The organism is Streptomyces sp. NPDC051740 (genome assembly GCF_044453165.1).
Taxonomy (GTDB): domain Bacteria; phylum Actinomycetota; class Actinomycetes; order Streptomycetales; family Streptomycetaceae; genus Streptomyces; species Streptomyces atrovirens.
The window spans coordinates 44,231-69,428 of record NZ_JBITCL010000023.1; the positions used below are offsets into that span (position 1 = coordinate 44,231).

General features: G+C 72.2%; 25 protein-coding genes. 12 read left to right on the top strand and 13 right to left on the bottom strand.

Annotation, left to right across the window (positions count from 1 at the left end):
• Nucleotides 1-22: 22 nt before the first annotated feature.
• Complete coding sequence (locus ACIA6T_RS29555; protein WP_399449608.1) at nucleotides 23-598, top strand: hypothetical protein; 576 nt, start codon at nucleotides 23-25, stop codon at nucleotides 596-598.
• A complete protein-coding gene (locus ACIA6T_RS29560; RefSeq protein WP_399449552.1) occupies nucleotides 567-1,865 on the top strand; it encodes an ABC transporter substrate-binding protein in 1,299 nt (432 codons plus the stop codon). Before ACIA6T_RS29555 ends, ACIA6T_RS29560 begins: the two co-directional genes overlap by 32 nt.
• A 75-nt stretch (nucleotides 1,866-1,940) precedes the next feature.
• Here the strand turns inward: ACIA6T_RS29560 and ctaD are convergent, their stop codons facing one another.
• On the bottom strand, nucleotides 1,941-3,632 hold the full coding sequence (ctaD, locus tag ACIA6T_RS29565) for a cytochrome c oxidase subunit I (RefSeq protein WP_399449553.1): 1,692 nt from the start codon (nucleotides 3,630-3,632) through the stop codon (nucleotides 1,941-1,943).
• Nucleotides 3,633-4,057: 425 nt separating this feature from the next.
• On the opposite strand from ctaD, the gene ACIA6T_RS29570 reads away from it, so the two are divergent.
• Nucleotides 4,058-4,273 (top strand): I78 family peptidase inhibitor, encoded by a 216-nt coding sequence (locus tag ACIA6T_RS29570; RefSeq protein WP_030867007.1) that lies wholly within the window; start codon nucleotides 4,058-4,060, stop codon nucleotides 4,271-4,273.
• A 57-nt stretch (nucleotides 4,274-4,330) separates the two neighbouring features.
• On the opposite strand, the gene ACIA6T_RS29575 is transcribed toward ACIA6T_RS29570, so the two are convergent.
• On the bottom strand, nucleotides 4,331-5,332 hold the full coding sequence (locus ACIA6T_RS29575) for a phosphatase PAP2 family protein (RefSeq protein ID WP_399449554.1): 1,002 nt from the start codon (nucleotides 5,330-5,332) through the stop codon (nucleotides 4,331-4,333).
• A 268-nt stretch (nucleotides 5,333-5,600) separates the two neighbouring features.
• Nucleotides 5,601-6,968, bottom strand: a complete 1,368-nt coding sequence (locus tag ACIA6T_RS29580) for a glycosyltransferase family 39 protein (protein WP_399449555.1) — start codon at nucleotides 6,966-6,968, stop codon at nucleotides 5,601-5,603.
• A 265-nt stretch (nucleotides 6,969-7,233) separates the two neighbouring features.
• On the opposite strand from ACIA6T_RS29580, the gene ACIA6T_RS29585 reads away from it, so the two are divergent.
• Both ACIA6T_RS29585 and ACIA6T_RS29590 read left to right on the top strand, forming a co-directional pair.
• On the top strand, nucleotides 7,234-8,835 hold the full coding sequence (locus tag ACIA6T_RS29585; RefSeq protein ID WP_399449556.1) for an MFS transporter: 1,602 nt from the start codon (nucleotides 7,234-7,236) through the stop codon (nucleotides 8,833-8,835).
• A 340-nt stretch (nucleotides 8,836-9,175) separates the two neighbouring features.
• Nucleotides 9,176-10,366 (top strand): acyl-CoA dehydrogenase family protein, encoded by a 1,191-nt coding sequence (locus tag ACIA6T_RS29590; RefSeq protein ID WP_399449557.1) that lies wholly within the window; start codon nucleotides 9,176-9,178, stop codon nucleotides 10,364-10,366.
• Between the two features lie 37 nt (nucleotides 10,367-10,403).
• Here the strand turns inward: ACIA6T_RS29590 and ACIA6T_RS29595 are convergent, their stop codons facing one another.
• Entirely contained in the window at nucleotides 10,404-10,841 is a 438-nt protein-coding gene (locus ACIA6T_RS29595; RefSeq protein ID WP_399449558.1) for a cell division protein SepF, read from the bottom strand.
• 293 nt (nucleotides 10,842-11,134) lie between these two features.
• Here ACIA6T_RS29595 and ACIA6T_RS29600 point away from each other — a divergent pair, with 293 nt between their 5' ends.
• The 3 genes from ACIA6T_RS29600 (at nucleotide 11,135) to ACIA6T_RS29610 (ending at nucleotide 15,017) form a co-directional block, all read left to right on the top strand.
• On the top strand, nucleotides 11,135-12,304 hold the full coding sequence (locus ACIA6T_RS29600; RefSeq protein WP_399449559.1) for a DUF5685 family protein: 1,170 nt from the start codon (nucleotides 11,135-11,137) through the stop codon (nucleotides 12,302-12,304).
• Between the two features lie 299 nt (nucleotides 12,305-12,603).
• Nucleotides 12,604-13,509: a S1 family peptidase gene (locus ACIA6T_RS29605; RefSeq protein WP_399449560.1), complete on the top strand. Its 906-nt coding sequence runs from the start codon at nucleotides 12,604-12,606 to the stop codon at nucleotides 13,507-13,509.
• A gap of 461 nt (nucleotides 13,510-13,970) precedes the next feature.
• Entirely contained in the window at nucleotides 13,971-15,017 is a 1,047-nt protein-coding gene (locus ACIA6T_RS29610) for a S1 family peptidase (RefSeq protein ID WP_399449609.1), read from the top strand.
• Nucleotides 15,018-15,068: 51 nt separating this feature from the next.
• Here ACIA6T_RS29610 and ACIA6T_RS29615 read toward each other — a convergent pair whose 3' ends face one another.
• Nucleotides 15,069-15,443, bottom strand: a complete 375-nt coding sequence (locus ACIA6T_RS29615; RefSeq protein WP_399449561.1) for a cupin domain-containing protein — start codon at nucleotides 15,441-15,443, stop codon at nucleotides 15,069-15,071.
• Between the two features lie 81 nt (nucleotides 15,444-15,524).
• On the opposite strand from ACIA6T_RS29615, the gene ACIA6T_RS29620 reads away from it, so the two are divergent.
• Both ACIA6T_RS29620 and ACIA6T_RS29625 read left to right on the top strand, forming a co-directional pair.
• Nucleotides 15,525-15,971 carry a MarR family winged helix-turn-helix transcriptional regulator gene (locus tag ACIA6T_RS29620; protein WP_399449562.1) on the top strand — a complete coding sequence of 149 codons (447 nt, stop codon included), beginning with the start codon at nucleotides 15,525-15,527 and terminating at the stop codon, nucleotides 15,969-15,971.
• 174 nt (nucleotides 15,972-16,145) lie between these two features.
• Nucleotides 16,146-17,006, top strand: a complete 861-nt coding sequence (locus tag ACIA6T_RS29625; RefSeq protein ID WP_399449563.1) for an esterase/lipase family protein — start codon at nucleotides 16,146-16,148, stop codon at nucleotides 17,004-17,006.
• 72 nt (nucleotides 17,007-17,078) lie between these two features.
• Here ACIA6T_RS29625 and ACIA6T_RS29630 read toward each other — a convergent pair whose 3' ends face one another.
• Complete coding sequence (locus ACIA6T_RS29630; protein ID WP_399449564.1) at nucleotides 17,079-18,152, bottom strand: lytic polysaccharide monooxygenase; 1,074 nt, start codon at nucleotides 18,150-18,152, stop codon at nucleotides 17,079-17,081.
• 197 nt (nucleotides 18,153-18,349) lie between these two features.
• Nucleotides 18,350-18,484, bottom strand: a complete 135-nt coding sequence (locus ACIA6T_RS29635) for a hypothetical protein (protein ID WP_399449565.1) — start codon at nucleotides 18,482-18,484, stop codon at nucleotides 18,350-18,352.
• A 138-nt stretch (nucleotides 18,485-18,622) separates the two neighbouring features.
• Here ACIA6T_RS29635 and ACIA6T_RS29640 point away from each other — a divergent pair, with 138 nt between their 5' ends.
• Nucleotides 18,623-19,243 (top strand): class I SAM-dependent methyltransferase, encoded by a 621-nt coding sequence (locus tag ACIA6T_RS29640; RefSeq protein WP_399449566.1) that lies wholly within the window; start codon nucleotides 18,623-18,625, stop codon nucleotides 19,241-19,243.
• Between the two features lie 10 nt (nucleotides 19,244-19,253).
• On the opposite strand, the gene ACIA6T_RS29645 is transcribed toward ACIA6T_RS29640, so the two are convergent.
• Nucleotides 19,254-19,754: a DUF402 domain-containing protein gene (locus tag ACIA6T_RS29645; protein WP_399449567.1), complete on the bottom strand. Its 501-nt coding sequence runs from the start codon at nucleotides 19,752-19,754 to the stop codon at nucleotides 19,254-19,256.
• The gene (locus ACIA6T_RS29650) at nucleotides 19,735-20,664 is read right to left on the bottom strand and encodes a GNAT family N-acetyltransferase (RefSeq protein ID WP_399449568.1); all 930 of its coding nucleotides are present in this window, start codon (nucleotides 20,662-20,664) and stop codon (nucleotides 19,735-19,737) included. The genes ACIA6T_RS29645 and ACIA6T_RS29650 overlap by 20 nt, the downstream gene beginning before the upstream one ends.
• 71 nt (nucleotides 20,665-20,735) lie before the next feature.
• Between ACIA6T_RS29650 and ACIA6T_RS29655 the strand changes: the two genes are divergently transcribed.
• Nucleotides 20,736-21,104, top strand: a complete 369-nt coding sequence (locus ACIA6T_RS29655) for a GntR family transcriptional regulator (RefSeq protein WP_399449569.1) — start codon at nucleotides 20,736-20,738, stop codon at nucleotides 21,102-21,104.
• Nucleotides 21,105-21,197: 93 nt separating this feature from the next.
• On the opposite strand, the gene ACIA6T_RS29660 is transcribed toward ACIA6T_RS29655, so the two are convergent.
• The 4 genes from ACIA6T_RS29660 to ACIA6T_RS29675 form a co-directional block, all read right to left on the bottom strand.
• On the bottom strand, nucleotides 21,198-22,292 hold the full coding sequence (locus ACIA6T_RS29660; RefSeq protein ID WP_399449570.1) for a DUF5925 domain-containing protein: 1,095 nt from the start codon (nucleotides 22,290-22,292) through the stop codon (nucleotides 21,198-21,200).
• A gap of 72 nt (nucleotides 22,293-22,364) precedes the next feature.
• Nucleotides 22,365-23,165 carry a polysaccharide deacetylase family protein gene (locus ACIA6T_RS29665; RefSeq protein ID WP_399449571.1) on the bottom strand — a complete coding sequence of 267 codons (801 nt, stop codon included), beginning with the start codon at nucleotides 23,163-23,165 and terminating at the stop codon, nucleotides 22,365-22,367.
• Entirely contained in the window at nucleotides 23,158-24,168 is a 1,011-nt protein-coding gene (locus tag ACIA6T_RS29670; RefSeq protein ID WP_399449572.1) for a glycosyltransferase family 2 protein, read from the bottom strand. Before ACIA6T_RS29670 ends, ACIA6T_RS29665 begins: the two co-directional genes overlap by 8 nt.
• Nucleotides 24,165-24,986 (bottom strand): glycosyltransferase family 2 protein, encoded by an 822-nt coding sequence (locus ACIA6T_RS29675; RefSeq protein WP_399449573.1) that lies wholly within the window; start codon nucleotides 24,984-24,986, stop codon nucleotides 24,165-24,167. The genes ACIA6T_RS29670 and ACIA6T_RS29675 overlap by 4 nt, the downstream gene beginning before the upstream one ends.
• Between the last annotated feature and the right edge of the window lie 212 nt (nucleotides 24,987-25,198).

Genomic DNA, 25,198 nt, shown 5'->3' on the forward strand with positions numbered 1-25,198 from the left:
CGACACCCGATTGGTGAGCCAGATGGTTCTCGGCAGTGACATCGGGCGGGGGAACACGGGGACGGGAAGGCGCGGCCCACGGACGGCGGGACGGGGCACGGCGCTGGCCGCCGCCCTGTTCCTGGTCCTGGCGCCGGGCCTCGCGGCGTGCGGCGACGACAGCGGTGGCGGCGGCAGCGGGACTTCCACGCCGTCGGCGGACCGGACGACGAACGCACCGGGCAGCGCGCCCGCGAACCAGGCGGAGGCCGAACAGGAGATCCGGCAGAACTGGGAGAAGTTCTTCGACCCCCGGACCCCGGTGGACGAGAAGAAGAAGCTCCTGCAGAACGGTGAGCTGCTGGGCCCGCTGCTCGAGGCGTTCAGCGGTGACAACCGCGCCGGACAGGTGAAGGCGGAGGTCACCGAGATCGCGTTCACCTCACCGACCGAGGCGGACGTGACGTTCACCCTGACCCTCAGGGGAGCCACCGCCCTCCCGGACGCCTCCGGAGTCTCCGTCTACGACGACGGCACCTGGAAGGTGTCCGTCAAGTCCCTGTGCGCGCTCGTGCGACTGAGCGGCGATGAATCACCCCCGGACATCCCGGGCTGCTGAGGCCCTCGCCGCGGCGGCGCTCCTCGCCCTGACCGCGGCCTGCGGCAGCCGTCTGCCGGAGAGCGACTTCGAGCACGACGACCGCCCGCCCGCGACCGCCCGGGACGCCGGCGGGCCGATCCGCGTCGGCATCGTCACCAGCGCCACCAGCCCGGTCGGCGGCGGCGCCTTCACCGGCCCGCGCGACGGCGCGAAGGCATGGTTCGACCGGCTCGACGCGCGCGGCGGCATCGACGGCCGGCGCGTCGAGGTGCGGCTGTGCGACGACGGCGGCAGCGGCGTCGGCAACAACGAGTGCGTGCACAGGCTGATCGACGAGGAGAAGGTCGTCGCCCTGGTCGCCACCACCGTCCTGGACTACGCGGGCGCCCCCCGCGTCTCCCGCGCGGGCGTGCCCGACATCGGCGGCCAGCCCATCGGCGCCGCCTACGACACCTACCCGCACCTCTACGGCGTCCACGGCAGCGAGGCGCCCAGGAACGGAACACCCGGCTGGGACGGCAAGCTGTACGGCGGCACCGAGGTGTACCGCTACTTCAAACGCGAGCACGGCGCCCGTACGGCCGCCGTCGTCTCCTACAACCAGTCCGCGTCCGCCGCCTACGCCCGCCTCGTCGAACGCGGCCTGAGGGCCGAGGGCTACAAGGTGGTCACCGAACAGGTCGACTTCGCGCTGCCCAACTTCCGCGCGGTGGCCGCCGACCTGAAGCAGCAGGGCGCCGACCTGGTCTTCGACGCCATCGACGGCCACGGCAACGCCCGCCTGTGCCGGGCCATGGACGACATCGGCGCCCGGGTCACCGCCAAGGTCACCAACGTGCAGAACTGGACGTCCACCGTCGCCGAGGACTACAAGGACGCGCCGCACTGCCGCAACGTCCTGTGGGCGACCGGCTCCAGCCGCAACTTCGAGGACACCGGCCACCCGGCCGTACGCGCGTTCCGGGACGCCACCGAGGGCCTCAGGACGCACTCCCAGTGGCAGTTGGAGGGCTGGGCCGCCGCCCGCTGGTTCACCGACGCGGCTCGGTCCTGCGCCCGTACGGGCATCACACGCGCGTGCGTCGACGCCCATGTGAACCGTGCCCGGGACTACACCGCGGGCGGACTGCTGCTGCCCGTCTCGTTCGAACGCTCGCCCGAGCCACCGGCCACGAGCCGGACCTGTCTGTCCGTGGCCCGCTGGCGGGACGGCAAGGGCTGGGTGTCGCAGGGCGACATGAACCGCACCTGCTTCACGGTGCCGCACCTGGCCTACGAGCCCTGACCCCCGTCCTCTTCAGGACAGCGGCCGTCCGCGACGGCCGTCGGACTCGCCCGCAGGCCGGAGGTCCCGGCGTGGTCAGAGCGGCTCGGTGCCGGCCTGCTCGCTCTTCGGCTCGGGCTGCGACGTCACCGCCGCGTACTCCGGATGGTTCATGTCGAACGCCGGCGACTCCGAACGGATCCGGGGCAGCGTCGTGAAGTTGTGCCGGGGCGGCGGACACGAGGTCGCCCACTCCAGGGACCGCCCGAAGCCCCACGGGTCGTCGACCTCGACCTTCTCGCCGTACCTGGCCGTCTTCCAGACGTTGTAGAGGAACGGCAGCGTGGACATGCCGAGCAGGAACGCGCCGATGGTGGAGACGGTGTTCAGCGCGGTGAAGCCGTCCGCCGCGAGGTAGTCGGCGTAACGGCGCGGCATGCCCTCCGCGCCCAGCCAGTGCTGCACCAGGAACGTGGCGTGGAAGCCGACGAACAGCGTCCAGAACTGGATCCTGCCGAGCCGTTCGTCGAGCATCTTCCCGGTGAACTTGGGCCACCAGAAGTAGAACCCGGCGAAGGTCGCGAAGACGACGGTGCCGAAGACCACGTAGTGGAAGTGCGCGACGACGAAGTACGAGTCCGTCACATGGAAGTCCAGCGGCGGCGACGCCAGCAGCACCCCGGTCAGTCCGCCGAACAGGAACGACACCAGGAACCCGGTCGCCCACAGCATGGGCGTCTCGAAGGACAGCGAGCCCTTGATCATGGTGCCGGTCCAGTTGAAGAACTTCACGCCCGTCGGCACCGCGATCAGGAAGCTCATGAAGGAGAAGAACGGCAGCAGCACCGCGCCGGTGGCGAACATGTGGTGCGCCCACACCACCACCGACAGACCCGTGATGGCCATGGTGGCGCCCACCAGCGTCAGATAGCCGAACAGCGGCTTGCGGCTGAAGACCGGGATGATCTCCGTGACGATGCCGAAGAACGGCAGCGCGATGATGTAGACCTCGGGATGGCCGAAGAACCAGAACAGGTGCTGCCACAGCAGCGCCCCGCCGTGGGCGGCCTCGAAGACCTGTGAGCCGAACCGCCGGTCCGCCTCCAGCACCAGCAGCGCCGCCGCGAGCACCGGGAACGCCAGCAGGATCAGGATCGACGTGAACAGCGTGTTCCAGGTGAACAGCGGCATCCGGAACATCGTCATCCCGGGGGCGCGCATCCCGACGATGGTGGTGATGAAGTTGACCGCGCCGAGGATGGTGCCGAAGCCGGACAGCGCGAGGCCCATGGTCCACAGGTCCGGGCCGAGGCCGGGGGAGTACTTCACGCTGTTCAGCGGCGCGTAGGCGAACCAGCCGTAGGCGGCCGGCCCCCCGGTGACCACCAGCGAACCCAGCACGATCAGCCCGCCGAAGAGGAACAGCCAGTACGAGAACATGTTCAGCCGCGGGAAGGCCACGTCGGGCGCCCCGATCTGCAGCGGCATCAGCTCGTTGGCGAACCCCGCGAAGCTGGGCGTCGCGAACAGCAGCAGCATGATCGTGCCGTGCAGGGTGAACAGCTGGTTGAACTGCTGGTTGTCGACGATCTGCAGTCCGGGCCGGGCCAGTTCGGCGCGCATCAGCAGCGCCATCACACCGGCGATCAGGAAGAACACGAACGACGTGACCAGGTAGAGGTGGCCGATCTTCTTGTGGTCGGTGGTGGTCAGCCAGTCGATCACCACCTGCCCTCGCCGCTGCCGGCGCGCCGGTCGTGCCGCCGCCTGGACGGTCTGCGTCCCCATCGCTCGTCCCTTCGCTTCTCGCGCGCCGGGCCCCGCCGGGAGCCCGCGCCACAGGTACCTCCGGGCCCACGCCATGATGCTCACCCCTGCCGGTCTCCGGCAGAGGACGTGGCGGATCGTGTGACGGAAAGGCGTATTTTCTGTGCGCACCGGCTTACGTGATCATGCGCGGCGACAGAAAAGGGATGGGGTCCGGGAGTACTTCCCCCGGCACTTTCCGCCGGAGTTAATCGCGCCAGTGGTGTGACACGCGGGAATTACGTTCGAATGCCTGCGGAAGGCGTACCGAACCGCCCGTCCGGGTGACGGCCACCGTCACGAACGCCTGTCGTGATCCTGTGACAGAAGTGTGACCGCCGGGGGATCCGTCCGGGTGTTCCCGCTTCCGGCTTCCCCGCTCCCGGACCAGGGCATAGCGTGGCCGCATGGCACCCATTCCGACACCCTCCGCGGAACCCCACGACAGTCCTGACGCCTATGTCGGCCTCGCGGCGGACCGGGCCGAGCACCTCGCGCGGGAGCGCGGCTGGTCGACCGTGCGGGCGCTGGCCCCGGGGACGATCATCACCATGGAGTACCGCGTGGGCCGGCTGAACTTCGAGGTGAAGGACGGCCTGGTGGCACGCGCCTGGAAGGGCTGACACACGGCGACGGCCCCGGTTCCCTCACCGGAACCGGGGCCGTGGCGTGCGCGCCCGTCAGGTACGGGTGGCCGACGTCGTACCGCGCGGGTGGCGCTCGGCGTGCTGCGGGCGGCGACTGCCCGCCGGGGTGACCGGGGAACGCTCCGCGCGGACCGTGTGCGGCCCGGGCGCCAGATAGGCGGGCGACCGGGGGGTCGGGCGGCCCGTGGGAACCGGCTCGTGAGCCGTGCCCGCGCGGTCGGGGAGCGGCTTGAGCACGACGGGCCGCCCGGGCGGGCCGGCCTCCGCCGTGTCTCCCCGGGGCACCCGCCGGCGGGCGCGCAGGGCGAGGATCCGCGTCTCCACGCGGGTGATCACCGGCTCGAACCAGGGCAGCGCCAGCAGGATCAGCAGGCCCGCGACCCAGCCCAGGACCACATCGCTCAGCCAGTGGGTCCCGATGTAGACGGTGGACAGCCCCACACCGAGCGAGGTCACGGCCGACAGCGCGGACAGCCAGCGGCGCGCTCTGGGGGTGGAGGCCAGATAGGCCAGGATTCCCCAGGTCACCACGGCGTTGGCGGTGTGGCCGCTGGGAAATATGTCGCCGCCGAGCCACATCTCGTTCGAGCCGATCTCGGTCGCGTAGTGCGGTCCGAGGCGCCCCATGCCGTACTTCGCGGCACCGACGGTGACGTTGAGCAGCAGCAGGGAGACGCCGAGGGCGAGCAGCGGACGCAGGGTGTGCTGCCGCCAGGAGCGCCAGCCCAGCCAGGCCGCCACCATCACCGCCGTCGGGCCGCGCTGGCCGAGGACCACGTAGTAGTCGACGAAGGCGTGGATCTCGGACCACTGCTGGTAGGGACGGAAGAACATCACCTGCCAGTCCAGCCGGACCAGCCAGGAGGTGACCAGTACGGCCCACACGATCGCCAGGTAGAAGGCCAGGGCGGCGCCGAACAGCACCATGCGGTGCCGGCTCATTCGCGGCATGCCGACGTGAGCCGGTCGTTCCGGCTCACGATCCAGCCTCGCGAACACCCGGTCCAGGCGGGTGGGCTTCCGTTCGGTACGCACCCAATCGACGTTACAGCGAGTGAGCGCGGAACCCCGTCGAATCAGCCTCTTTGTGATGACGATGTGATGTGGCATTCCTCTCAGGAGGGCCTTTATCTCCGGCGAATCCACAAACCCCGGATGCTGTGGACTTCAATTCCTTTGATCATTCCGGAGGAGGGTTTTATCGCGCTTTTGAATTCGTTCACCGGGGGCTGGTGCGGAATTTCCTCGGCGCTCATCGGCCGCTCCGGGCGGGGCAGGGCGGGGCAGGGCGGGGCAGGGCGGGTCAGGGCGGACCGGAGCCGTTCAGCCAGAAGGCCCCGTACGCCGCCGAGACCGCCGCGACCGCCCCCACGACCAGCGCGGACCTGGGCGTACGCAGCCGGGCCAGGGCCAGGGCGAGGGGCAGCAGCAGGGGGAAGGCGGGCAGCAGCAGCCGCGGTTTCGAGCCGAAGTAGCTCGACGCGCACAGGGCGAGCGCGGTGACGACCCCGGCGTACACCAGCAGGGGGAGCGGCTGGCGCTGCCGTACGCAGACGACGTACAGCCACACCACGAGGCCGACACCGACCACCAGTCCGAGGCCCGCCAGGGCGGACGGGAACGACGTGAACTTGTCGGCGACGAAGCGGGCGAAGGCGTAGCCCCCGTCGAAGCCGTTCCGCCAGCCGGCCTGCACATCGAGATACCCCAGCGGCCCGTCGCCGGTCCGGTGCCCCACCCACAGGACGTAACCGGCGGCTCCGAGGGGCGCGAGGAACATGCCGAGCACCCGGCGCAGGCGCACACCGGAGGTGTCCGTCGTACGTGGGGCGCCCTCCGGTGCCTGCGTGCGCCGGGCGATCACGGACGCGCCGGCGCGTTCCCCGGCCCGCGCGCCGCCCTCCGGCACCGCGCTGCGATCCCGCGCGAAAGAGGTCCGGTCCCGCGCGGGGGAAGAGCACTCCCGCGTGGAGGTGTCTCCTCGCGTGGAGGCGCGTTCCCGCGTGGAGACGTGCGCCCGCGCGGAGGTCTGTTCCCGTAGGAACGAGGTGATGCCCGCCGCCCACACCGCCGCGACCACCGCCAGCCCCACCGGGCGGGTCAGCCCCGCCAGGGCCGCCAGGGCGCCCGCCGTCACCCAGCGCCCCGTCAGCACGGCGTACAGCGACCACGCGGCGAGCGCGGTGAACAGGGACTCGCTGTACGCCATCGACTGCACGATCCCGACCGGCAGCACCGCCCACAGCAGCACCGCGCACACCCCGGCCCGGCGCCCGTACACATGGTCGGCCACCGCGAAGATCCCCCAGGCCGCCGTGAGCGAGGCGAGCACGCTCACCACGAAGCCCCCGTCGGCGTACGACAGCGGCGACACCGCCGCCACCAGCCGCTCCAGCCACGGGAGCAGCGGGAAGAACGCCAGGTTGGAGTGCACGTCCCCGTTGGGCAGCCGCACCTCGTAGCCGTACCCCAGCTCGGCCACCCTCGTGTACCAGAGCGCGTCCCAGCGGGCGGTCAGCAGGGTGTACGCGTCCTTGCCGCGCACCCCGCTCCACAGGGCCAGCGCGACCAGGCCCAGGGCACGCACGGCGGCGTACCCGAGGAGCGCCGGTGCGGCCCGGCGCAGTGCGCCGGAGCGGGCCGGGACGACGCGCGCGTCGAGATCGTTCACGCGCCCGATTATCGACCCGGAGTGGAACCGGCCCGCCCGGCGGGGCGTGTGACCCCGACGGGGGGAGTGGTGTACGCCACACCGATCCGCCGGAGCTGTGAGACGTCCGCCACTCGACCCCGGCTCCCACTCGCGTACTCTGACGTGTCACTCGCCGTTCGCTGCGCGGGCCGGAGACCACCGCTCCTCTCCGGCCGAGTCACGGGGGAGTCCCCGACCCCGTGAGCCCGCCGATCGCGAGGGAACATCTGGGAGGTACGTGTACATGTCCGGGACGACCACGGCCGCCGCCGCGCTGCGCCGTCGGGCGGCCGGGGCCGGTGCCAACCGCTGGGTGGTGCTCGTCGTCCTCTGCGCCAGCCTGCTGCTGGTCGCCGTCGACGCCACCGTGCTGCACGTCGCGGTCCCCGCCGTCACCGAGGACCTGCGGCCCGGCGCGATGGAGCTGCTCTGGATCGTCGACGCCTACCCCTTGGTCTGCGCCTCGCTGCTGATCCTCTTCGGCACCCTCGGCGACCGGGTCGGCCGCAGACGCGTGCTGCTGCTCGGCTACGCCCTGTTCGGCGTCGCCTCCGGCATGGCGGCCCTCGCGGACAACGCCCAGGTGCTGATCGTGGCGCGGGCGCTGCTCGGCGTCGGCGGCGCGATGATCATGCCGGCGACGCTGTCGATCCTGCGCCAGGTCTTCCCGGACCGGCGCGAGCGGGCGCTGGCCATCGGCATCTGGAGCGCGGTCGCCGCCGTGGGCGCGGCGGTCGGCCCGCTGCTCGGCGGTTTCCTGCTGGAGCACTTCTGGTGGGGCTCGGTGTTCCTGGTCAACATCCCCCTGATGCTGGTCAGCCTCCCGGTCGGGCGGCTCCTGCTGCCCGAGTCGAAGGGCGCGGGCGACGGTCCCTGGGACGTGACCGGCGCGCTGATGGCCGCCGTCGGACTGTTCGCGGTGGTCCTCGGTGTGAAGCGGCTCGGTGGCGGCGCCTTCGCCGCCGGTGTGTGGACCGTGCTGCCGCTGCTCGTGGGCGCCGGACTGCTGACCGCCTTCGTGCGCCGGCAGCGGCGCCGTACGCATCCGCTGGTCGACCTGCGGATGTTCGCCCGGCCGGCGTTCAGTACGTCGGTGGGCTGCATCGTGCTGGCGATGCTCGCCCTGGTGGGCCTGGAACTGATCGCGGCCCAGTACCTCCAGCTCGTGCTCGGACTTTCCCCGCTGGAGACCGGACTGCGCCTGCTGCCGCTGACGATCGCGGCGATGGCGGCCGGCCTGGCGGGCGCGCGGATGCTCCGCCGGTTCGGCCCGCGCCGCATGGTCTGCTCCGGTTTCTGCCTGACGGCCGCCGCGGTGGTGGTCCTGACCGCGATGGGCGGACAGGACGACTGGCTGCTGCTGCTGACCGGTTTCGTCCTGCTCGGCTTCGGCCTGGAGACCACGCTGTTCGGGGCGTACGAGTCGATGCTGAGCGAGGCGCCGCCGGACCGGGCGGGCGGGGCGGCGGCGATCGGCGAGACCTCCTACCAGCTCGGCGCCGGCATGGGGATCGCGCTCCTCGGCAGTGTGATGAACGCGGCGTATGCGCCCGGCCTTGCCGGGGTGCCCGGGGTGCCGGGGGTGGCGTCCTCGGCGGCGTCGCACTCGCTGGGGGAGGCGTACGAGGTGGCCGACCGGCTCGGCGGGCCGGCGGGGAGTGCGCTGCGGGATGCGGCGCGGCACGCGTTCGTGCACGGGCTGCATGTGACGTTGCTGGTCAGCGCGGGGCTGTTGTTGCTCGGGGCGTTGATGGCGTTGCGGCTGCCGCGGACGATGCAGTGTGAGGGGGCGGCCGTGGAGGTGCCCGCGCCGCGGGAAGCGGTGGAGTCGCGCGTCTCGGTGTGACCGCACCGGTCTCCCGTCCGCGCACCACCCGTTCACCATCGATCGAGAGACGGCCGGCTCCCATGGGGGCGGGCCGCCATCGGCGTCCGCGCGCGGTCCCACGCGGTCCTTCGCCGTCCGGCGTCCGCACGCGGTCCTTCGTCGTCACAGCCGCCCGTGCGCCCCGCCCACCGCAGGCCGCCGGCGGCGTACCCCGTGGGAGAGGTTCACCTCCCGACGAACGGCGAACCGGCGCCGCACGGCTGGGAGAGCAGGGTGGACGTGCGGGAGACTGCCGCGTAACGTCGGCCCAGAGCCGTAACTAGCACTGCTAGTTTTGTCGTTCCCGGAGGGTGCCCCCATGTCCGCGTCCGCGAAGTTGCCCCCCTTCGACCCCGCCGACCCCCTCGGCCTCGACGACCTGCTGGAGCCGGAGGACCTGGCCGTCCGGGACACCGTGCGCACCTGGGCCGCCGACCGCGTGCTCCCGTACGTCGCCGACTGGTACGAGAAGGGCGAGCTGCCCGGCATCCGGGAGCTGGCCCGGGAACTCGGCGGGATCGGCGCGCTCGGCATGTCCCTCGACGGCTACGGCTGCGCGGGCGCGAGCGCCGTCCAGTACGGGCTCGCCTGTCTGGAGCTGGAGGCGGCCGACTCCGGGATCCGGTCCCTGGTCTCCGTACAGGGCTCGCTCGCCATGTACGCCATCCACCGCTTCGGCGGCGAGGAGCAGAAGCGGCGGTGGCTGCCCGAGATGGCGTCCGGCGAGGTCATCGGCTGCTTCGGGCTCACCGAACCCGACCACGGCTCCGATCCCGCCTCGATGCGCACCCACGCCAGGCGCGACGGCGGGGACTGGGTGCTCAACGGGCGCAAGATGTGGATCACCAACGGCTCCGTGGCCGGGGTCGCCGTGGTGTGGGCGGGGACCGAGGACGGGATCCGGGGCTTCGTCGTGCCCACCGACGCCCCCGGCTTCTCGGCGCCCGAGATCAAGCACAAGTGGTCGCTGCGCGCCTCCGTCACCAGCGAGCTGGTCCTCGACGACGTACGGCTGCCCGCCGACGCCGTGCTGCCCGAGGCGACCGGCCTCAAGGGCCCGCTCAGCTGCCTGTCGCACGCCCGGTACGGGATCGTCTGGGGCGCGATGGGCGCCGCGCGGAGCTCCTTCGAGGCGGCGGTCGACTACGCGAAGTCACGGGAGCAGTTCGGGCGGCCCATCGGAGGGTTCCAGCTGACCCAGGCCAAGCTCGCCGACATGGCGGTCGAACTGCACAAGGGGATCCTGCTCGCCCACCACCTGGGGCGGCGCATGGACGCCGGCCGCCTGCGTCCCGAGCAGGTCAGCTTCGGCAAGCTCAACAACGTCCGCGAGGCCATCGACATCTGCCGCACGGCGCGGACGATCCTCGGTGCCAACGGGATCTCGCTCGAGTACCCGGTGATGCGGCACGCGACCAATCTGGAATCGGTGCTCACCTACGAGGGCACCGTGGAGATGCACCAGCTCGTGCTGGGCAAGGCGCTCACCGGGCTCGACGCCTTCCGGTGAGCCTCCGGGGGAGGCAGGGCCGGCGGGCGGCCCTGCCTCAGCTCTGGTTGAAGAAGCCGTCCGACCGGTGCGCGGCCGGCTCACCGCTGACGACCTCGGTGTCGGCCGGGCTGAGCAGGAACACCCGGTTCGACACCCGCTCGATGGAACCGCGCAGACCGAAGATCAGGCCCGCGGCGAAGTCGACGACGCGCTTGGCGTCCCCGGCGTCCATGGCCGTGAGGTTCATGATGACGGGCACGCCCTCGCGGAACAGCTCGCCGATGGCGCGGGCGTCCCGGAAGCTGTCCGGGGTGACCGTGCCGATCCGGCGCCCCCTCTCCTCGGCGACGTCCGCGGCCACCCTGACCCGCGGATCGGTGACCCAGGCCTCGCCGGGCTCGGTCCCGTCGGAGTAGTCGTCGTCGTAGTAACGCTCGTCTTCGTTGTCGTCGACGAGGCCGAGCCAGGCACTCGCCTTGCGTACCGATCCCATGGACGCCTCCTCTCACAGCGGTCTCTTTTTTGCTTTCCGCATCCCTATGGTCGTCCATGATGCGGACGTCGCGCCAAGTGGATAGACGCCGCGCGGGGGGTTTGTGACGGTACTGGTGCACAGCTGATCCGTCGAGAGTCCGGGTTTCCCAAGGGTCCTGGTGTAAACGGCTGCTGACTGTGAGTGAAATATGATTCTTCCCGGCGTACGGGTGAGGAAGGGTGCGTACGGGTGAACGGCGGGGTCGATACGATGCCGCCGCTGGACGTCGTACAACTGCACGGGGGAACGTCGTGTTCGGAATGGTCAGGCCCTGTCGGCACCGGCTCGGGGAGAAGCTCACCGCCCAGTGGATGGCCCATCTGTGCGGGCTGTGCCTCGCGTTGCGCGGCGACCACGGGCAGCTCGCGCGGATCGTCACCAACTACGACGGGCTCCTCATATCCGTCCTGACGGAGGCTCAGGCGGAACGCCCGGACGCGGGACGGCGCACCGCGGGGCCGTGCCCGCTGCGCGGTATGCGCACCGCGTCCGTCGCGCACGGTGAGGGCGCGCGGCTCGCGGCGGCCGTCTCCCTCGTCCTCGCCTCCGCCAAGGTGCGCGACCATGTCGCCGACGGCGACGGGATGCTGGCGCGCAGGCCGGTGGCGCTCGCCGCGCGGCGGGTCGCCGCGAGCTGGGACCGGGCGGGCGCGCGGACCGGTTCGGACGTCGGGTTCGACACCGCCGTCCTCGTCGACGCCGTGGACCGGCAGACCGGCATCGAGACCCTCGCCGGGCCCGGCACCCCGATCCTCACCGTCACCGAGCCGACCGAGACCGCGACGGCCGCGGCCTTCGCGCACACCGCGGTGCTGGCCGGCCGGCCGCGCAACGCCGTACCGCTCGCGGAGGCCGGACGCCTCTTCGGGCGCCTCGCGCATCTCCTGGACGCGGTGGAGGACCGGGAGGCCGACGCGGCCTCGGGCGCCTGGAACCCGCTCGCCGCCACCGGGACCCCGCTGGAGGAGGCCCGTCGGCTCGCCGACGACGCGGTGCACGGCGTCCGGCTCGCGCTGCGCGAGGTGGAGTTCACGGACGGCGGTCTCGCGCACCGGCTGCTCGTCCATGAATTGCCCAACTCCGTCCATCGCGCCTTCGGTACGGTCTCCTGTGCCCACGGAACCGGTCCCTACGCGCCTCCCGGCACCCCGGGTGGCCCCGGCGCCCCGCTGCCCCCCGGACCGCCGCGCCGCGACCGGCGCGGACTGCTGGCCGGCTGCGCCGTGTGGCTGGGGCTCGCCTGCACCTGCCGGCTGTGCTGCGACTCCTACGACGACCCCTGGAGCCGGGAGCAGAAGCACGGGCCCTGCACCAACTGCGACTGCAGCGGGTGCGGCGACTGCTGCAACTGCTGCGAGTGCTGCAACTGCTGCGGTGAGGACGGCTGCTGCAGCGGCTGCGACTGCGGCTGCGACTGCTGACGGACCGGCTATCCGGAGGGGCGAATTCCGGACACCGCGCGGCTGTTCGACCGGCCGTGCCGCGGGTGTGACCACTGGTAACGCGGTCTCGTATCCGGACCAAATCTCCTAGACGGTTCAAAGGTTGACGGCCAAAAGGCACCCTTGCGCCGAACGGTCGGTCGGCCGAATACTCGCTTCCCACAGCGCTTGTCAGGGGCACGGCGTGTTCGGAATCCGGGCACCCGGCTCCCTGGCTGCGCCTCACGGGCCCACAAACCCCACGAGGGCCCCCTACTTCCTTTGTGGAGGAACGAGAAGTGAGGATCAAGCGCACCACCCCCCGCAGCGGCATCTCGAGACGGACTCGGCTGATCGCCGTAGCCACCGGCTTGGTGGCCGCTGCCGCGATCGTGGTCCCCAGCGCGAACGCGGCCGAGACCCCCACCACCTTCAGCTCCGCCGAACTCAAGAGCGTGAGTGGTTCGGTGCTGGAGGCCGACGTCCCGGGCACCGCCTGGGCCGTCGACAGCAAGACCAACCGAGTGCTGCTCACCGTCGACAGCACCGTCTCCCAGGCCGAGATCAACAAGATCAAGCAGCAGGCCGGGGACGACGCCGCCGCGATCACCGTCAAGCGCACCCCGGGCACGATCAGCAAGCTCATCCAGGGCGGCGACGCCATCTACGCGAGCAGCTGGCGCTGCTCCCTCGGCTTCAACGTCCGCAGCAGCAGCGGTGCCGAGTACTTCCTGACCGCCGGTCACTGCACCGACGGCGCGGGCACCTGGTACTCCAACTCCGCGCGCACCACGGCCATCGGCTCGACGGCCGGGTCCAGCTTCCCGGGCAACGACTACGGCATCGTCCGGTACACCGGGTCCGTCAGCCGGCCCGGCACCGCGAACGGCGTGGACATCACCCGCGCGGCCACCCCGAGCGTGGGCACCACCGTCATCCGCGACGGCTCCACCACCGGCACCCACAGCGGCCGGGTCACCGCCCTGAACGCCACCGTCAACTACGGCGGCGGCGACATCGTCTCCGGTCTCATCCAGACCACGGTCTGCGCCGAGCCCGGCGACTCCGGTGGCGCGCTCTACGGCAGCAACGGCACCGCGTACGGTCTCACCTCCGGCGGCAGCGGCAACTGCTCCTCCGGCGGTACGACCTTCTTCCAGCCGGTGACGGAGGCCCTGAGCGCCTACGGCGTCAGCGTCTACTAGGAGCGGCCCGCCGGGACCGGCCGGCACCACCGGTCCCACGGGTCCCACCTCGCAGCCGGCAGCACCACGAGCCCCCGCACGCGATCGCCGTGCGGGGGCTCACCCTTGCCAGGAGCACGAGGGGTCGAATTCAAGCCAAGGCGGAATCCCGCGTACCGTACCGCCGGTTACTCCCTCGTAGCGTTTGCAGTGCGAACCGCCCCGCGTGTCCATGACCTGTCAGGACATAGAGGGCGCACGGCTGTTGTCGTACGAGCGTCCTGAAGTCGACCTTGTGTGCTCCCCGCGGGGTTCGGAAGAGTGGGCGCCGTTCGACCGGCACGGGCGTGGCTTCTTCTGTGTTCCGCCCCCGTCGCCGTACACCTTCCGGTCCGGTGAGGTCCCCACAACCTCCCGGACCGTCCCCCCCCACAGGAGGACGTGAGTTGAAGCACCGACGCATACCCGGGCGACGTGCGGTCATGGCGGGTGCGGGCATCGCCGCACTGGCCGCCGGCGCGGTCACCTTCCAGACTGCGAACGCCAGCGAGGTCCCGGCGGACTCCGCGCCCCGTACCCTCTCGATCGGAGCGGCCGGAAAGCTCGCTTCGACGCTCGCCCGGGACCTGGGCGCCGACGCGGCGGGAACGTACTACGACGCGAAGAGCGAGTCCCTCGTGGTGAACGTGCTCGACGAGGCCGCCGCCGAGGCCGTCGAGTCGGCCGGCGCCGAGGCGAGAGTCGTGGCGAACTCCCTCGCCGAGCTGAAGAGCGCGCGCACCACCCTCGAACGGGACGCCACCGTCCCGGGCACCGCCTGGGTGACCGACCCGACCGCCAACAAGGTCGTCGTCACCGCGGACCGTACGGTCTCCGAGGCCGAGTGGGACAAGCTGACCGAGGTCGTCGACGGGCTCGGCGCCACCGCCGAACTCCGGCGCACCAAGGGCGAGTACAAGCCCTTCGTCGCCGGCGGCGACGCCATCACGGGAAACGGCGGGCGCTGCTCGCTCGGCTTCAACGTGACCAGGGGCGGCGAGCCGCACTTCCTCACCGCCGGGCACTGCACCGAGGGGATCTCCACCTGGTCGGACTCCTCGGGCGCCGTGATCGGCGAGAACGCGGACTCCAGCTTCCCGGGCGACGACTACGGCCTGGTCAAGTACACCGCCGACGTCGCCCATCCGAGCGAGGTGAACCTCTACGACGGTTCCACGCAGGCGATCTCCGGCGCCGCCGAGGCCACCGTCGGCATGCAGGTCACCCGCAGCGGCTCCACGACCCAGGTGCACTCCGGCACGGTCACCGGTCTGGACGCCACCGTGAACTACGGCAACGGCGACATCGTCAACGGTCTCATCCAGACCGACGTGTGCGCCGAGCCCGGCGACAGCGGCGGCTCGCTCTTCTCGGGCAGCAGCGCGGTCGGCCTCACCTCCGGCGGCAGCGGCGACTGCACCTCGGGCGGTACGACCTTCTTCCAGCCGGTGACGGAGGCCCTCTCGGCGACCGGCACCCGGATCGGCTGACCCCCGCCCCCTGCGACGGCCCGTCCCTCCGTGCGGAGGGACGGGCCGGACTCAGTTGGCCCACGGCGGCACCACGCGCGTGCCGTCGGCCAGGGTCGCCTCCAGGCCGCGGGACGTGGTGACCCAGGAGACGGCGACCTCGGTGGCCGGGTTCTCGACGGCGAGGGTCGTGCCGGGGTTGATGATCACCGTGTCGCCGGCGGTGACGTGGTGAGCGGTGCCGTCGAGGGTGATCAGCAGTTCGCCGGAGAGCAGATGGAAGATCTCCTCCCGGTTGACGGTGTGCGCGGGCGCCCTCGTACCGGCGGGAATCTCGCCCCGCCAGGCGCACAGCTCCTCGCTGCCGGTCGAGGGGGTGGCGTACGAGACGAAACGGGCGCCGTGCATCTCGTGGACGACGGCGTCGGACGGGCGGACGACGGGCATGACGGTCCCCTTCGATAGTCAAGCAACTTGACTATATGGTCAAGCGGGTTGACCACTTCGTCAAGGTGCTTGAATTCCCCCGTGCAGAACTCCGAGGCCGTCACCCTGTCCGCCGCCCTGCTCGCCGTCGCCGGCGAGCTCACCCGGCGCATCCATGACGGGGTGGTCGCCCGCGGCTTCGAGGGGGTGCGGCCCGCGCACGGGTTCGCCTTCACCCGGCTCGCCCCGGACGGTGCGACGGTCACCGACCTCGCGGTCCACCTCGGGGTGACCAAGCAGGCCGCGAGCCAGCTCGTCGACGAGCTGGTGCGCAAGGGGTACGCCGAGCGGCACCCCCACCCCGTGGACGCGCGGGCCCGGCTCGTCGTGCTGACCGAGGCGGGGTGGGCCTGTACCCGGGCGGCCGAGGAGGCGGCGGCGGAGGCCGTGCGGGCCTGGGGTGAGGTGCTGGGGGAGGCGGAGGCGCGCGAGCTGACGCGGAAGTTGCTGCGTATCGCGCCCGACGGGCCGATTCGTCCCGTTTGGTGACGCGTTGTCGAATGCGGGCGCGTCGCCGCCGGTCGATGCCGGAAGTTTTTGCCGACGCGCAACTTCCCGGCCTTGCTACTCGCCCGTAACTTGACGAGTGAACAGCGTCCTCGTGATCCGGATCACAGGGAGTAAGGCCCCCACCCTTCCCCCGTACCGCAAGGAGATCACGCGATGCTGCCCTGGAAGCGAGTGATCAGACCCCTCGCCGCGCTGCTGCTGGCCGCGGGCCTCACCCTCCCCGCCGCCGCCGGCGCCCACGCCACCACCGCGCCCGGTTCGGGCTGGAACGACTGGTCCTGCGAGCCCTCCGCCGCCCACTCCCGCCCCGTCGTCCTGGTCCACGGCACCTTCGGCAACTCCGTCGACAACTGGCTGGGCCTCGCGCCCTATCTGAAGTACCGCGGCTACTGCGTCTTCTCCCTCGACTACGGACAGCTCCCCGGCGTCCCCCTCTTCCACGGCCTCGGACCCGTCGAGAAGTCCGCCGAACAGCTCGACGCCTTCGTCGACGAGGTGCTCGCCGCCACCGGTGCCGCCGAGGCCGACCTCGTCGGCCACTCCCAGGGCGGCATGATGCCGCGTCACTACCTCAAGTTCCTCGGCGGAGCCGACGAGGTGAACGCCCTCGTCGGCATCGCGCCCAGCAACCACGGCACCACCCTCGGCGGCCTCACCCGGCTGCTGCCGTACTTCCCCGGCGCGGAGGACCTGCTGAGCGAGGCCACCCCCGCCCTCGCCGACCAGGTCGCCGGCTCCGACTTCCTCACCAGGCTCAACGAGGGCGGCGACACCGTGCCCGGCGTCCGGTACACCGTCATCGCCACCCGGTACGACGAGGTCGTCACCCCCTACCGCAGCGGGTTCCTGACCGGGTCGAACGTACGCAACGTCGTGCTCCAGGACCTCTGCCCGCTCGACCTGTCCGAGCACCTGGCGATCGGGCTGTTCGACCGGGTCGCCTTCCACGAGGTGGCCAACGCTCTCGACCCGGCCCACGCCGAGCCCACCACCTGCGCCTCCGTGTTCGACTGACACGTGTACACGCGGGTGTGCGCAGCGGGGCCCTGTCCGGCCTGAGCCGCCGGACAGGGCCCCGAGACGGGTTCAGCGGCCGTGCCGCCCGGTCGCCGCGCGCCGCCGCGCGGAGGCGAACAGCGCCGCCGAGCCGAGTGCCAGCGCCGCGGCGCCGCCGACCATCAGGTACGGGGTGTTGCCGTCGCCCCCGGTCTCCGCGAGGTTCTGCGACGACCCCGCCGCCTTCACCTGGTTGCCGGTGGCGCCGTCGTCGGCGGCCTCCGGGGTGGTGGCGTCGTCCGCCGCGGCCGGCTCCGCCGAGGTGTGGGGGTCGTCGTCGCCGTGCCCGTGGTTCTCGACGGTCGACTTGTCGGCACCGGCCTCGATCTGCTCCTCGGACGGGGCGGAGGCGGCCGGCGCCGGGGCGGCCTCCGTCGTGGTGTCACCCGAGCCGGCGGCCTCACCGTCGCCGGCCCCGTCCCCACCCGTCTGGTCCCCACCCGTCTGGTCCCCACCCGCCTGGGACCCGCCGCCGAACGTGACGTCCGAGCAGGAGTAGAACGCCTCCGGGCTGTCCGACCGCTGCCAGACCGCGTACAGCAGCTGCTTGCCGGACCGCTCGGGGAGGGTCCCGCCGAACGTGTAGAAGCCGCCCGAGGCGGTCGGGTCGGTGGAGGTCGCCACCGGGTTCGCCAGGTCCAGGTCGTCCCAGGCCAGCGGCTGCGACGGGTCGTAGCCGGGCTTGGTGATGTACACCTTGAAGGTCCCCTTGTGCGGGGCGGTCACGCGGTACTTGAAGGTGTACGAACCGCTGCTCACGCTCGTCGCCGGCCAGTCGGCGCGGGCCAGGTCGAGCCCCCTGAACGCCTCGTTGCCGGCGCTGCACAGCTTGCCGTCGGGGACGAGCTCCTGGTGGCGTCCGCCGGCGTCGCCGATGCGGATGCCGTTCCAGTCGTACAGCGCCTGGGTGCCGCCGGCCGCGACCGCCGCCTTGCACGCCGCCGACTCCGGGCTCTCCGGGCCCTCGGCGTAGCACTGCGAGACCCGGCTGACCGGGTCGCCCATCGAGCCGTGCGCGGACGCCGGCGCGGCGGACAGCCCGGTCAGGGCGAGCGGAACGAGACCGACGGCGGTGGCGACAGCGGCCTTGCGGCGTGCGGGCATGGGGCAGCAACTCCTCGACAGCGATCACTGGATCGGGGTGGGGGGTGGTGAATCCCGTGGGGGTGGCTCAGAAACTAGCCCCCCGAACCAGCGGAATCGCCTGTCGAAGGCCGCGGAGAGAGATCCTTATGGCCGCGTTAAGGGAGTGCTCAGGCTGGGATCAGGTAGGTGCCCGGATCGGGCGGGTGTCCGGACGGTCAGCCGTCGGGCCACCAGGTGCGGGCGATGTCCTTGCGGACCTCGGGTCGTCCCGCGGGGCGCTCGTCGGCCTCCTCACGGATCCGGCGGGTGTCCGTCTTCCTCGGGGGCTTCTGCACGGTGACACGGCGCATGGCTGCCTCCTTCAGGGTCCACCGGGTTCCGTGTTCTCACGGAGGTAGACCTTTCGGGGGAGAGTTCCTCATCGCTCCCGTTCTGTCTGTGGCCGCTGTCACGAATCGATTGTCAGTGGGGGGTGTCACTCTGGGGCCATGACGGTCCACGACGGTGACGGGGCGGGTACCGACGGTGTCGACTGGGACGCGGAGGCCGCCGCGTTCGACGAGGAGCCGGACCACGGGCTGCGCGACCCTCAGGTGCGCGCGGCCTGGGCGGCGCGGCTGCGGGCCTGGCTGCCGGGGCGGCCCGGCGACGTCCTCGACCTCGGCTGCGGCACCGGCAGCCTGTCCCTCCTCGCGGCCGAGCGGGGACACCGGGTGACCGGCGTCGACCGGTCCCCGGCGATGGTGGCGCTCGCCCGGCGGAAGCTCGCCGGGCGTGACGCCGTGTTCCTCGTCGGCGACGCGACGGCACCACCGGTCGGCGAGGAGCGCTACGACGCCGTCCTGGTCCGGCATGTGCTGTGGGCGCTGCCCGAACCGGACCGGGCGCTGCGGCACTGGCGGGACCTGCTGCGGCCCGGAGGACGGCTGGTGCTGGTCGAGGGGGTGTGGGGGACGGTGAGCCCGGTCGGCATACCCGCCGGCCGGCTCACCGCCCTCCTGGCCCCGCTCGGCGGGCGGGTGGGCGTGGAGCGGCTGTCCGAGGACAGGGCGCTGTGGGGCCGGGACGTGTACGACGAGCGGTACGCGGTGGTCGCGGTCCCGGACTGACCCGGCACCCTCAGACGAGCAGCGCGGTGGACCCGCCCTCGCGGGCCCGGGCGTCCAGTTCGTCGAGGGCGGCCACCGCGGCGGCCGCCGCCTCGGGATCCGTGGTGAGCAGACCGCTCGCCGCGAATTCGTCCTCGTCCAGCCGCCGTACGTCCGTGCCGTCCGCGGAGACCCACAGGTCCAGGTCGAGATCCTCGACGACCAGCCGGCCGCCGGAGAGCTCGGCCGGCCGGGTGATGTCGCAGTAGTGGCCCTTGAGGGTGCCGTCGGCGGCGCGGACCTCCTTCACCGAGTACCACCGGTCGCGCCAGTAGTGCTCCGTGAAGACGTCACCGGGCTCGAAGCGGACGAAGCCGAAGTCGCGCACGCCGTCACCCGCCCAGGGGGCGCGCACGGTGGCGCGGGTGCCGTCGTCGGCGACCAGTTCGGCCGGGTAGCGGATCTTCATCCGTCCCGCCTTGACGAGGACCACCTCCACCAGCGTCGGCCCGTCAGCCGAGTGCGCGGACATACCGCACCTCCGTCCCGCAGATCTCGTACCCGAACCACTTGTTGATCGCGATCATCGGCCCGTTCCCGGTGTCGTTGCCCGTGAACGCCTCCGTGTACCCGGCCGCGCGGGCACGATGCAGGGAGTCGTTCTTGGCGAGCTTGGCCAGGCCCCGGCCGCGGTGGGCGCGGGCGGTGCCGGTCATGACCGTGCCGTACCGGGTGCCGCCGTCCGTACGGGCCGCGGAGAACGCGGCGGGACGGCCGTCCACCAGCGCCACCGTGGTCAGCCCGGGGCTGAACAGCGGGTGCCGCCAGGTCTCCTCCAGCCAGGCCTCGTAGTCCGTGAACTCGGTGTCCACGTCGCTCGGCTCGTCCGCCGTCGTCTCCGCGTCCAGCTCGAACAGCGGGCGCGGATCGGCGGCGAAGTCCGAGGCCGGCCGCAGCTCCACGCCCGGCGGCGGGTCCTGGAGCGGGGGCAGGGTGCCGTTCGCCAGGTCCAGGCGGAGGAAGTGGGCGGCGCGGCTCGCCCGGTAGCCGTGCGCTTCGGCGAAGGCGCGGTTGCCGGGCTCGTCCACCACCCAGGCGAACAGCCGGGTCGCCCCGTGCGCGGCCAGGTGCTCCTCGGCGGCGCGCACCAGCAGTGTCCCGGCGCCCCGGCGGGTGTGCTCGGGGTGCACGTACACGTTGATGTTGCCCTGGCCGGGCTCGGAGCTCTCGTGGGTCAGGTGCACCTGCGCCGTGCCGATCACCTCGCCGTCGGCCACGGCGACGAGCGGGCGGTAGTGGGCGTCGGGGTGGAGACGGGTGAGGTCGTGGGCCAGGGACTCCGGGGTGACGAGGATGAACGGCAACGCGGCGTGCCGGACGCGGGCGAAGCCCTCCAGGTCGGCGCGGGCGTCGGGGCGGAGATCGCGGACGGACACTGTCATGGAGGCGCACGCTACGGGGGCCGCGTCCGGGGCGCCTCCTGTTTTCCGTCGGGGTGCGCGACAATCGGGCCGTGACCTTGAAGATCCGGATCGACGACGGCGCGCCCCCGTACGAGCAGGTGCGGGCGCAGATCTCCGAGCAGGCACGGTCGGGAGCGCTGCCCGTGGGGTACAGACTGCCGACGGTGCGGGGGCTGGCCGAGACGCTCGGGCTCGCCGCGAACACGGTGGCCAAGGCGTACCGGGCGCTGGAGGCGGACGGGGTGATCGAGACGCGGGGGCGGAACGGGACGCTGATCGCCGCCGCGGGGGAGGCGGCGGAGCGGGAGGTGGCGTCCGCGGCGCAGGAATTCGCCTCGCGGGCGCGGCGGCTTGGGGTTGGTGAGGAGGAGGCACTGGCTGCCGTGCGGGACGCACTGCGTGCGGCTTACGGGGCGTGAGCGCCGTAGGGGTGGGGGTGGCATTCCGGCTGCGGGTCCGTTGTGGCTGGTCGCGCAGTTCCCCGCGCCCCTGGGAGTGCCAGTGAGCGTTGGCTACAGGTACAGGCCTGCTTCCGTGTCCCCGCGAGGTTCCGGGAGGGACGTCGGGGAGGTGCCGCGGCGTAGGGCGTACAGTTCGGCCAGGGTCGCGCCCTCGCGGCCCACGCCCTCTTCGGTGCCCAGCCAGTTCACCGCTTCCGCGCGGGTCAGTCGGCCCACCTCGACGCGGGCCAGGCAGCGGCCGGGGCGGACCACGGCCGGGTGGAGGCGTTCCAGGTCCTCGTTGGTGGTGACGCCCACCAGGACGTTGCGGCCCTGGCCGAGCAGACCGTCCGTCAGGTTCAGCAGCCGGGACAGCGCCTGGCCGGCGGTGTGCTTGGCCTCGCCCCGGATCAGTTCGTCGCAGTCCTCCAGGAGCAGCAGCCGCCAGCGGCCCTTGCCGGCCGTGTCCTCCTCGCCGATCGCGATGTCCATCAGATAGCCGACGTCGGAGAAGAGCCTCTCCGGGTCCAGTACGCAGTCCACCTGGCACCAGTCCCGCCAGGACCGGGCCAGCGTGCGCAGCGCGGAGGTCTTGCCGGTGCCCGGCGGGCCGTGCAGCAGGAGCAGCCGGCCGGAGATGTCCTCGGGGGTGGTCTTCATCAGGCGGCTCATCGCGTCCGCCACCGGCACCGTGTAGTTGGGCCGGATCTCCTCCCAGGTGCCCGCCGAGATCTGCCGGGTGGTGCGGTGCGGGCCGCGGCGCGGGGAGACGTACCAGAAGCCCATGGTGACGTTCTCCGGCTGCGGTTCGGGTTCGTCCGCCGCGCCGTCGGTGGTCTCGTCCAGGATCTTCGCGGCGAGGTCGGCGCTGGTCGCGGTGACCGTGACGTCGGCGCCCCGGTTCCAGCGGGAGACCAGCAACGTCCAGCCCTCGCCCTCGGCCAGGGTGGCGCTGCGGTCGTCGTCCCTGGCGGTCCGCAGCACCCGCGCGTTCGCGGGCAGCAGGGTCGCGCCGGAACGTACGCGGTCGATGTTGACGGCGTGCGAGTACGGCTGCTCGCCCGTCGCGAAGCGGCCGAGGAACAGCGCGTCGACGACATCGGACGGGGAGTCGCTGTCGTCGACGTTGAGCCGGATCGGCAGTGCGTCGTGCGGTTGCGCGGACATGCCGCCATGATCGGTCACCCGGGCGCCGTGCGCACCCGGTTTCCGGGGTGCGCACGGACGGCCGTCCACGCTTCAGCCCGACGGCCGGCGGATCAGCACCCGCGCCTGCCGGGCCCGGCGCACCACCGCGTACCCCTTGGTCAGCGCGCGGTCCCGGGCGAAGGTACGCGCGACGGCCCGTCCCTCCACCAGCCGTTCGAACTCGGCGGCGGACGTGGACCTGCGCACCGTCACCCGTCGCAGGGCGTACGGCCCCTGGGCGCGGCGGGCGAGACCGTTGCCGACGGCGAGCGCCTGGGCGTACCCCGTCTCCCGCACCGCCCGGCGCACCCGGCGGCTGGAGTAGCCGTAGGGATACGCGAACGAGGCGGGTACGGAGCCGAGCTGGTCCGAGACGATCTCCTTGCACAGGATCAGCTCGGAGCGCAGCCGGTCCTCGTCGAGCCGGTCGAGCTGCGGATGGCTGTGGCTGTGTCCGCCGATCTCGACTCCCGCGGCGGCCAGTTCGCGCACCTGGTCCCAGTCGAGCATGGTGTCCAGGCCGCCGCCGGTGTCGTACGGGCCCCTCAGCCAGCCGGTGGAGACGAACAGGGTGGCCGGGAAGCCGTGCTCGGCGAGCACGGGCAGTGCGTGCCGGTGCACGCCCTCGTAGCCGTCGTCGAAGGTGACGAGGACCGGCCGCGCGGGCAGCGGGCGGCCCGAGCGCCAGTGCGCGGCCAGTTCGGCCGTGGTGACGGGGGTGAGGCCCCGGTCCGCGAGCACCGCCATCTGCTCGGCGAACGCCTCCGGGGTCACGGACAGGGCGCGGGTCGCCTCGTCGGGGTCGGCCGCGACCGCGTGGTACATGAGGATCGGCACGCGTACGTCAGCCACGGCCGCCGCCCTCCCCGAGCCCCACCACGGAGAAGGTGACCCCGCCCCGCCGGGCCCGTACGCTCCCCACCACGTAGCCGCCCGCCGCCGTGAGCACCCCGGCCACGATCGCCCCCGCGCGCCCCGCGCCGCCCGGGCGGGCCAGCAGGGCGTCGCGCAGCCCCCGCACCACCCCGGCGGGCAGGACGCGCGTGGTGTACCGGCGTTCGGACTCCAGCCCCTTCTCCGCCCCCACACTGCGCGCCACCAGCGCCTTGGACAGCCCCTCGGCGTACGTCCGCGTACGGAAGTAGCGGAAGTGCTCCCGGACCTCGGGCACCCGGTGGTGGATCACCGCGCGGTCGTCGATCAGCAGGACCGCGTCGGGGCGGGCGCGGCTGAGACGGATGCACAGTTCCGTCTCCTCCCCGCCCAGCGGGCGCTTGTTCCCGTCGCGTCCGATGCCGGTGGCGAAGCCGCCCGCCGCGTCGAAGGCCTCGCGCCGGAAGGAGGCGTTGCCGCCGAGCACGTTGCGCACCCGCACGCGCCCGCGCGGCAGGCCCCGGTAGGCGCAGCCCACCACCCAGTCGAACTCCTCGGGGAACCAGTCGGGACGCCGGCCCGACGCCCAGACGGGCTCGGTGCGCCCGCCGACCGCCATCACGCGCGGGTCGTCGTACGCCTCGGCGAAGTGCTTCAGCCAGTCGCGCTCGGCCACGGCGTCGTCGTCGAGGAAGGCGACGATCCCGCCGCGCGAGGCGGCGATTCCGGTGTTGCGGCCGGCGGACAGGCCGCGGGGGCCCGCGTTGGCGAGCACCCGCACGACGGCGCCGTCCGGGGGATCCTTGTACTCCTTGCCCAGGCGGTCCAGGAGATCCCGGTTGTGGTCGACGACCAGCAGGATCTCCAGAGCCGGCCGTGACTGCGCCCGTACCGAGGCGACCGCCGCGAGGACGTCCTCCCAGCGGTCCTCGGTGTAGGCGCAGATCACGACCGAGACGCCCGGGGTTCCGGGATCGCTCAAGACGCCTTCCCCCGCACCGTGTCGAGCAGCGGTGAGGGGCGCTGGCGCCGGCGCAGCGCACGCCGGTTGGAACGCTCCCCGAGGATGACTCTCAGCACGCGCAGCCCGTCGCGCACGGCCCGCAGGTTGCTCGTGCCGTGGATGCGCAGGTACTCGTGGCTGGGTATCTCCTGCACCTTGAGGCCGGCCTTGACGACCCGGATGTTCATCAGGGTCTCGACCTCGAAGCCGGTGCAGTCGAGGTCGATCTTGTCCAGGCAGTGCCGCCAGAAGGCGTTGTAGCCGTAGCAGAGGTCGGTGTACCGCGCGCCGAACTTGCGGTTGACGACGGCGCACAGCACCCGGTTGCCCAGCATGCGGATGAACGTCATGTCGTCGGTGCCGCCGCCGTTGGCGAAGCGGGACCCCTTGGCGAAGTCCGCGCCGGAGACCAGCGCGGAGACGTAGCTGACGATCTCGTTGCCGTCGGCCGAGCCGTCCGCGTCGACCATCACGATGATGTCGCCGGTGCAGGCGTCGAACCCGGAGCGCAGCGCGTCCCCCTTGCCCTTGCCGCGCTGCCCGACGACCTTGACGGCGGGCCACAGTTCGCGGGCCACCTCGACGGTGTCGTCGGTGGAGTTGCCGTCGACCAGGACCACTTCGTGGATCCAGTCGGGAAGCGTCTTGAAGACGTACGGCAGGTTCTCCGCCTCGTTCATGGCCGGTATCACCACGCTCACCGGTGGCGCGATGGCCAGGTGGGAGGAGACGGGCCGGTAGGTGCGGGCGGTCGGCGGATCCTGGTCCTCGGTCGCCGGCTGCAGAACGGAACTCATGAGTCTGGTCCCTCTCGTCCGGTGGACCGCCCGCCCCTCGGGCGGCCCGGCTGTTCGTCCGGTTCGAAAGGGGGGTTCTCACCCCACGGGCACGCCGATGGTGCTGACATGCGCGCCGGGTGAGCTGGCAGAACTGGCCGGCCGCGAAAACGGCGGCCGACCGCGCGGCACGGCTCGGTCACCGATGCGGTCACCGAGCACGGCACCCCCCT

Coding starts and splice junctions, on each gene's coding strand:
- ACIA6T_RS29650 (WP_399449568.1), bottom strand. CDS start 20,664: ATGACAGTGTCCGTCCGCGATCTCCGCCCCGACGCCCGCGCCGACCTG.
- ACIA6T_RS29615 (WP_399449561.1), bottom strand. CDS start 15,443: ATGCCCGTCGTCCGCCCGTCCGACGCCGTCGTCCACGAGATGCACGGC.
- ACIA6T_RS29640 (WP_399449566.1), top strand. CDS start 18,623: ATGACGGTCCACGACGGTGACGGGGCGGGTACCGACGGTGTCGACTGG.
- ACIA6T_RS29555 (WP_399449608.1), top strand. CDS start 23: ATGGTTCTCGGCAGTGACATCGGGCGGGGGAACACGGGGACGGGAAGG.
- ACIA6T_RS29570 (WP_030867007.1), top strand. CDS start 4,058: ATGGCACCCATTCCGACACCCTCCGCGGAACCCCACGACAGTCCTGAC.
- ACIA6T_RS29585 (WP_399449556.1), top strand. CDS start 7,234: ATGTCCGGGACGACCACGGCCGCCGCCGCGCTGCGCCGTCGGGCGGCC.
- ACIA6T_RS29675 (WP_399449573.1), bottom strand. CDS start 24,986: ATGAGTTCCGTTCTGCAGCCGGCGACCGAGGACCAGGATCCGCCGACC.
- ACIA6T_RS29630 (WP_399449564.1), bottom strand. CDS start 18,152: ATGCCCGCACGCCGCAAGGCCGCTGTCGCCACCGCCGTCGGTCTCGTT.
- ACIA6T_RS29590 (WP_399449557.1), top strand. CDS start 9,176: ATGTCCGCGTCCGCGAAGTTGCCCCCCTTCGACCCCGCCGACCCCCTC.
- ACIA6T_RS29660 (WP_399449570.1), bottom strand. CDS start 22,292: ATGTCCGCGCAACCGCACGACGCACTGCCGATCCGGCTCAACGTCGAC.
- ACIA6T_RS29625 (WP_399449563.1), top strand. CDS start 16,146: ATGCTGCCCTGGAAGCGAGTGATCAGACCCCTCGCCGCGCTGCTGCTG.
- ACIA6T_RS29610 (WP_399449609.1), top strand. CDS start 13,971: ATGGCGGGTGCGGGCATCGCCGCACTGGCCGCCGGCGCGGTCACCTTC.
- ACIA6T_RS29645 (WP_399449567.1), bottom strand. CDS start 19,754: ATGTCCGCGCACTCGGCTGACGGGCCGACGCTGGTGGAGGTGGTCCTC.
- ACIA6T_RS29595 (WP_399449558.1), bottom strand. CDS start 10,841: ATGGGATCGGTACGCAAGGCGAGTGCCTGGCTCGGCCTCGTCGACGAC.
- ctaD (WP_399449553.1), bottom strand. CDS start 3,632: ATGGGGACGCAGACCGTCCAGGCGGCGGCACGACCGGCGCGCCGGCAG.
- ACIA6T_RS29635 (WP_399449565.1), bottom strand. CDS start 18,484: ATGCGCCGTGTCACCGTGCAGAAGCCCCCGAGGAAGACGGACACCCGC.
- ACIA6T_RS29560 (WP_399449552.1), top strand. CDS start 567: ATGAATCACCCCCGGACATCCCGGGCTGCTGAGGCCCTCGCCGCGGCG.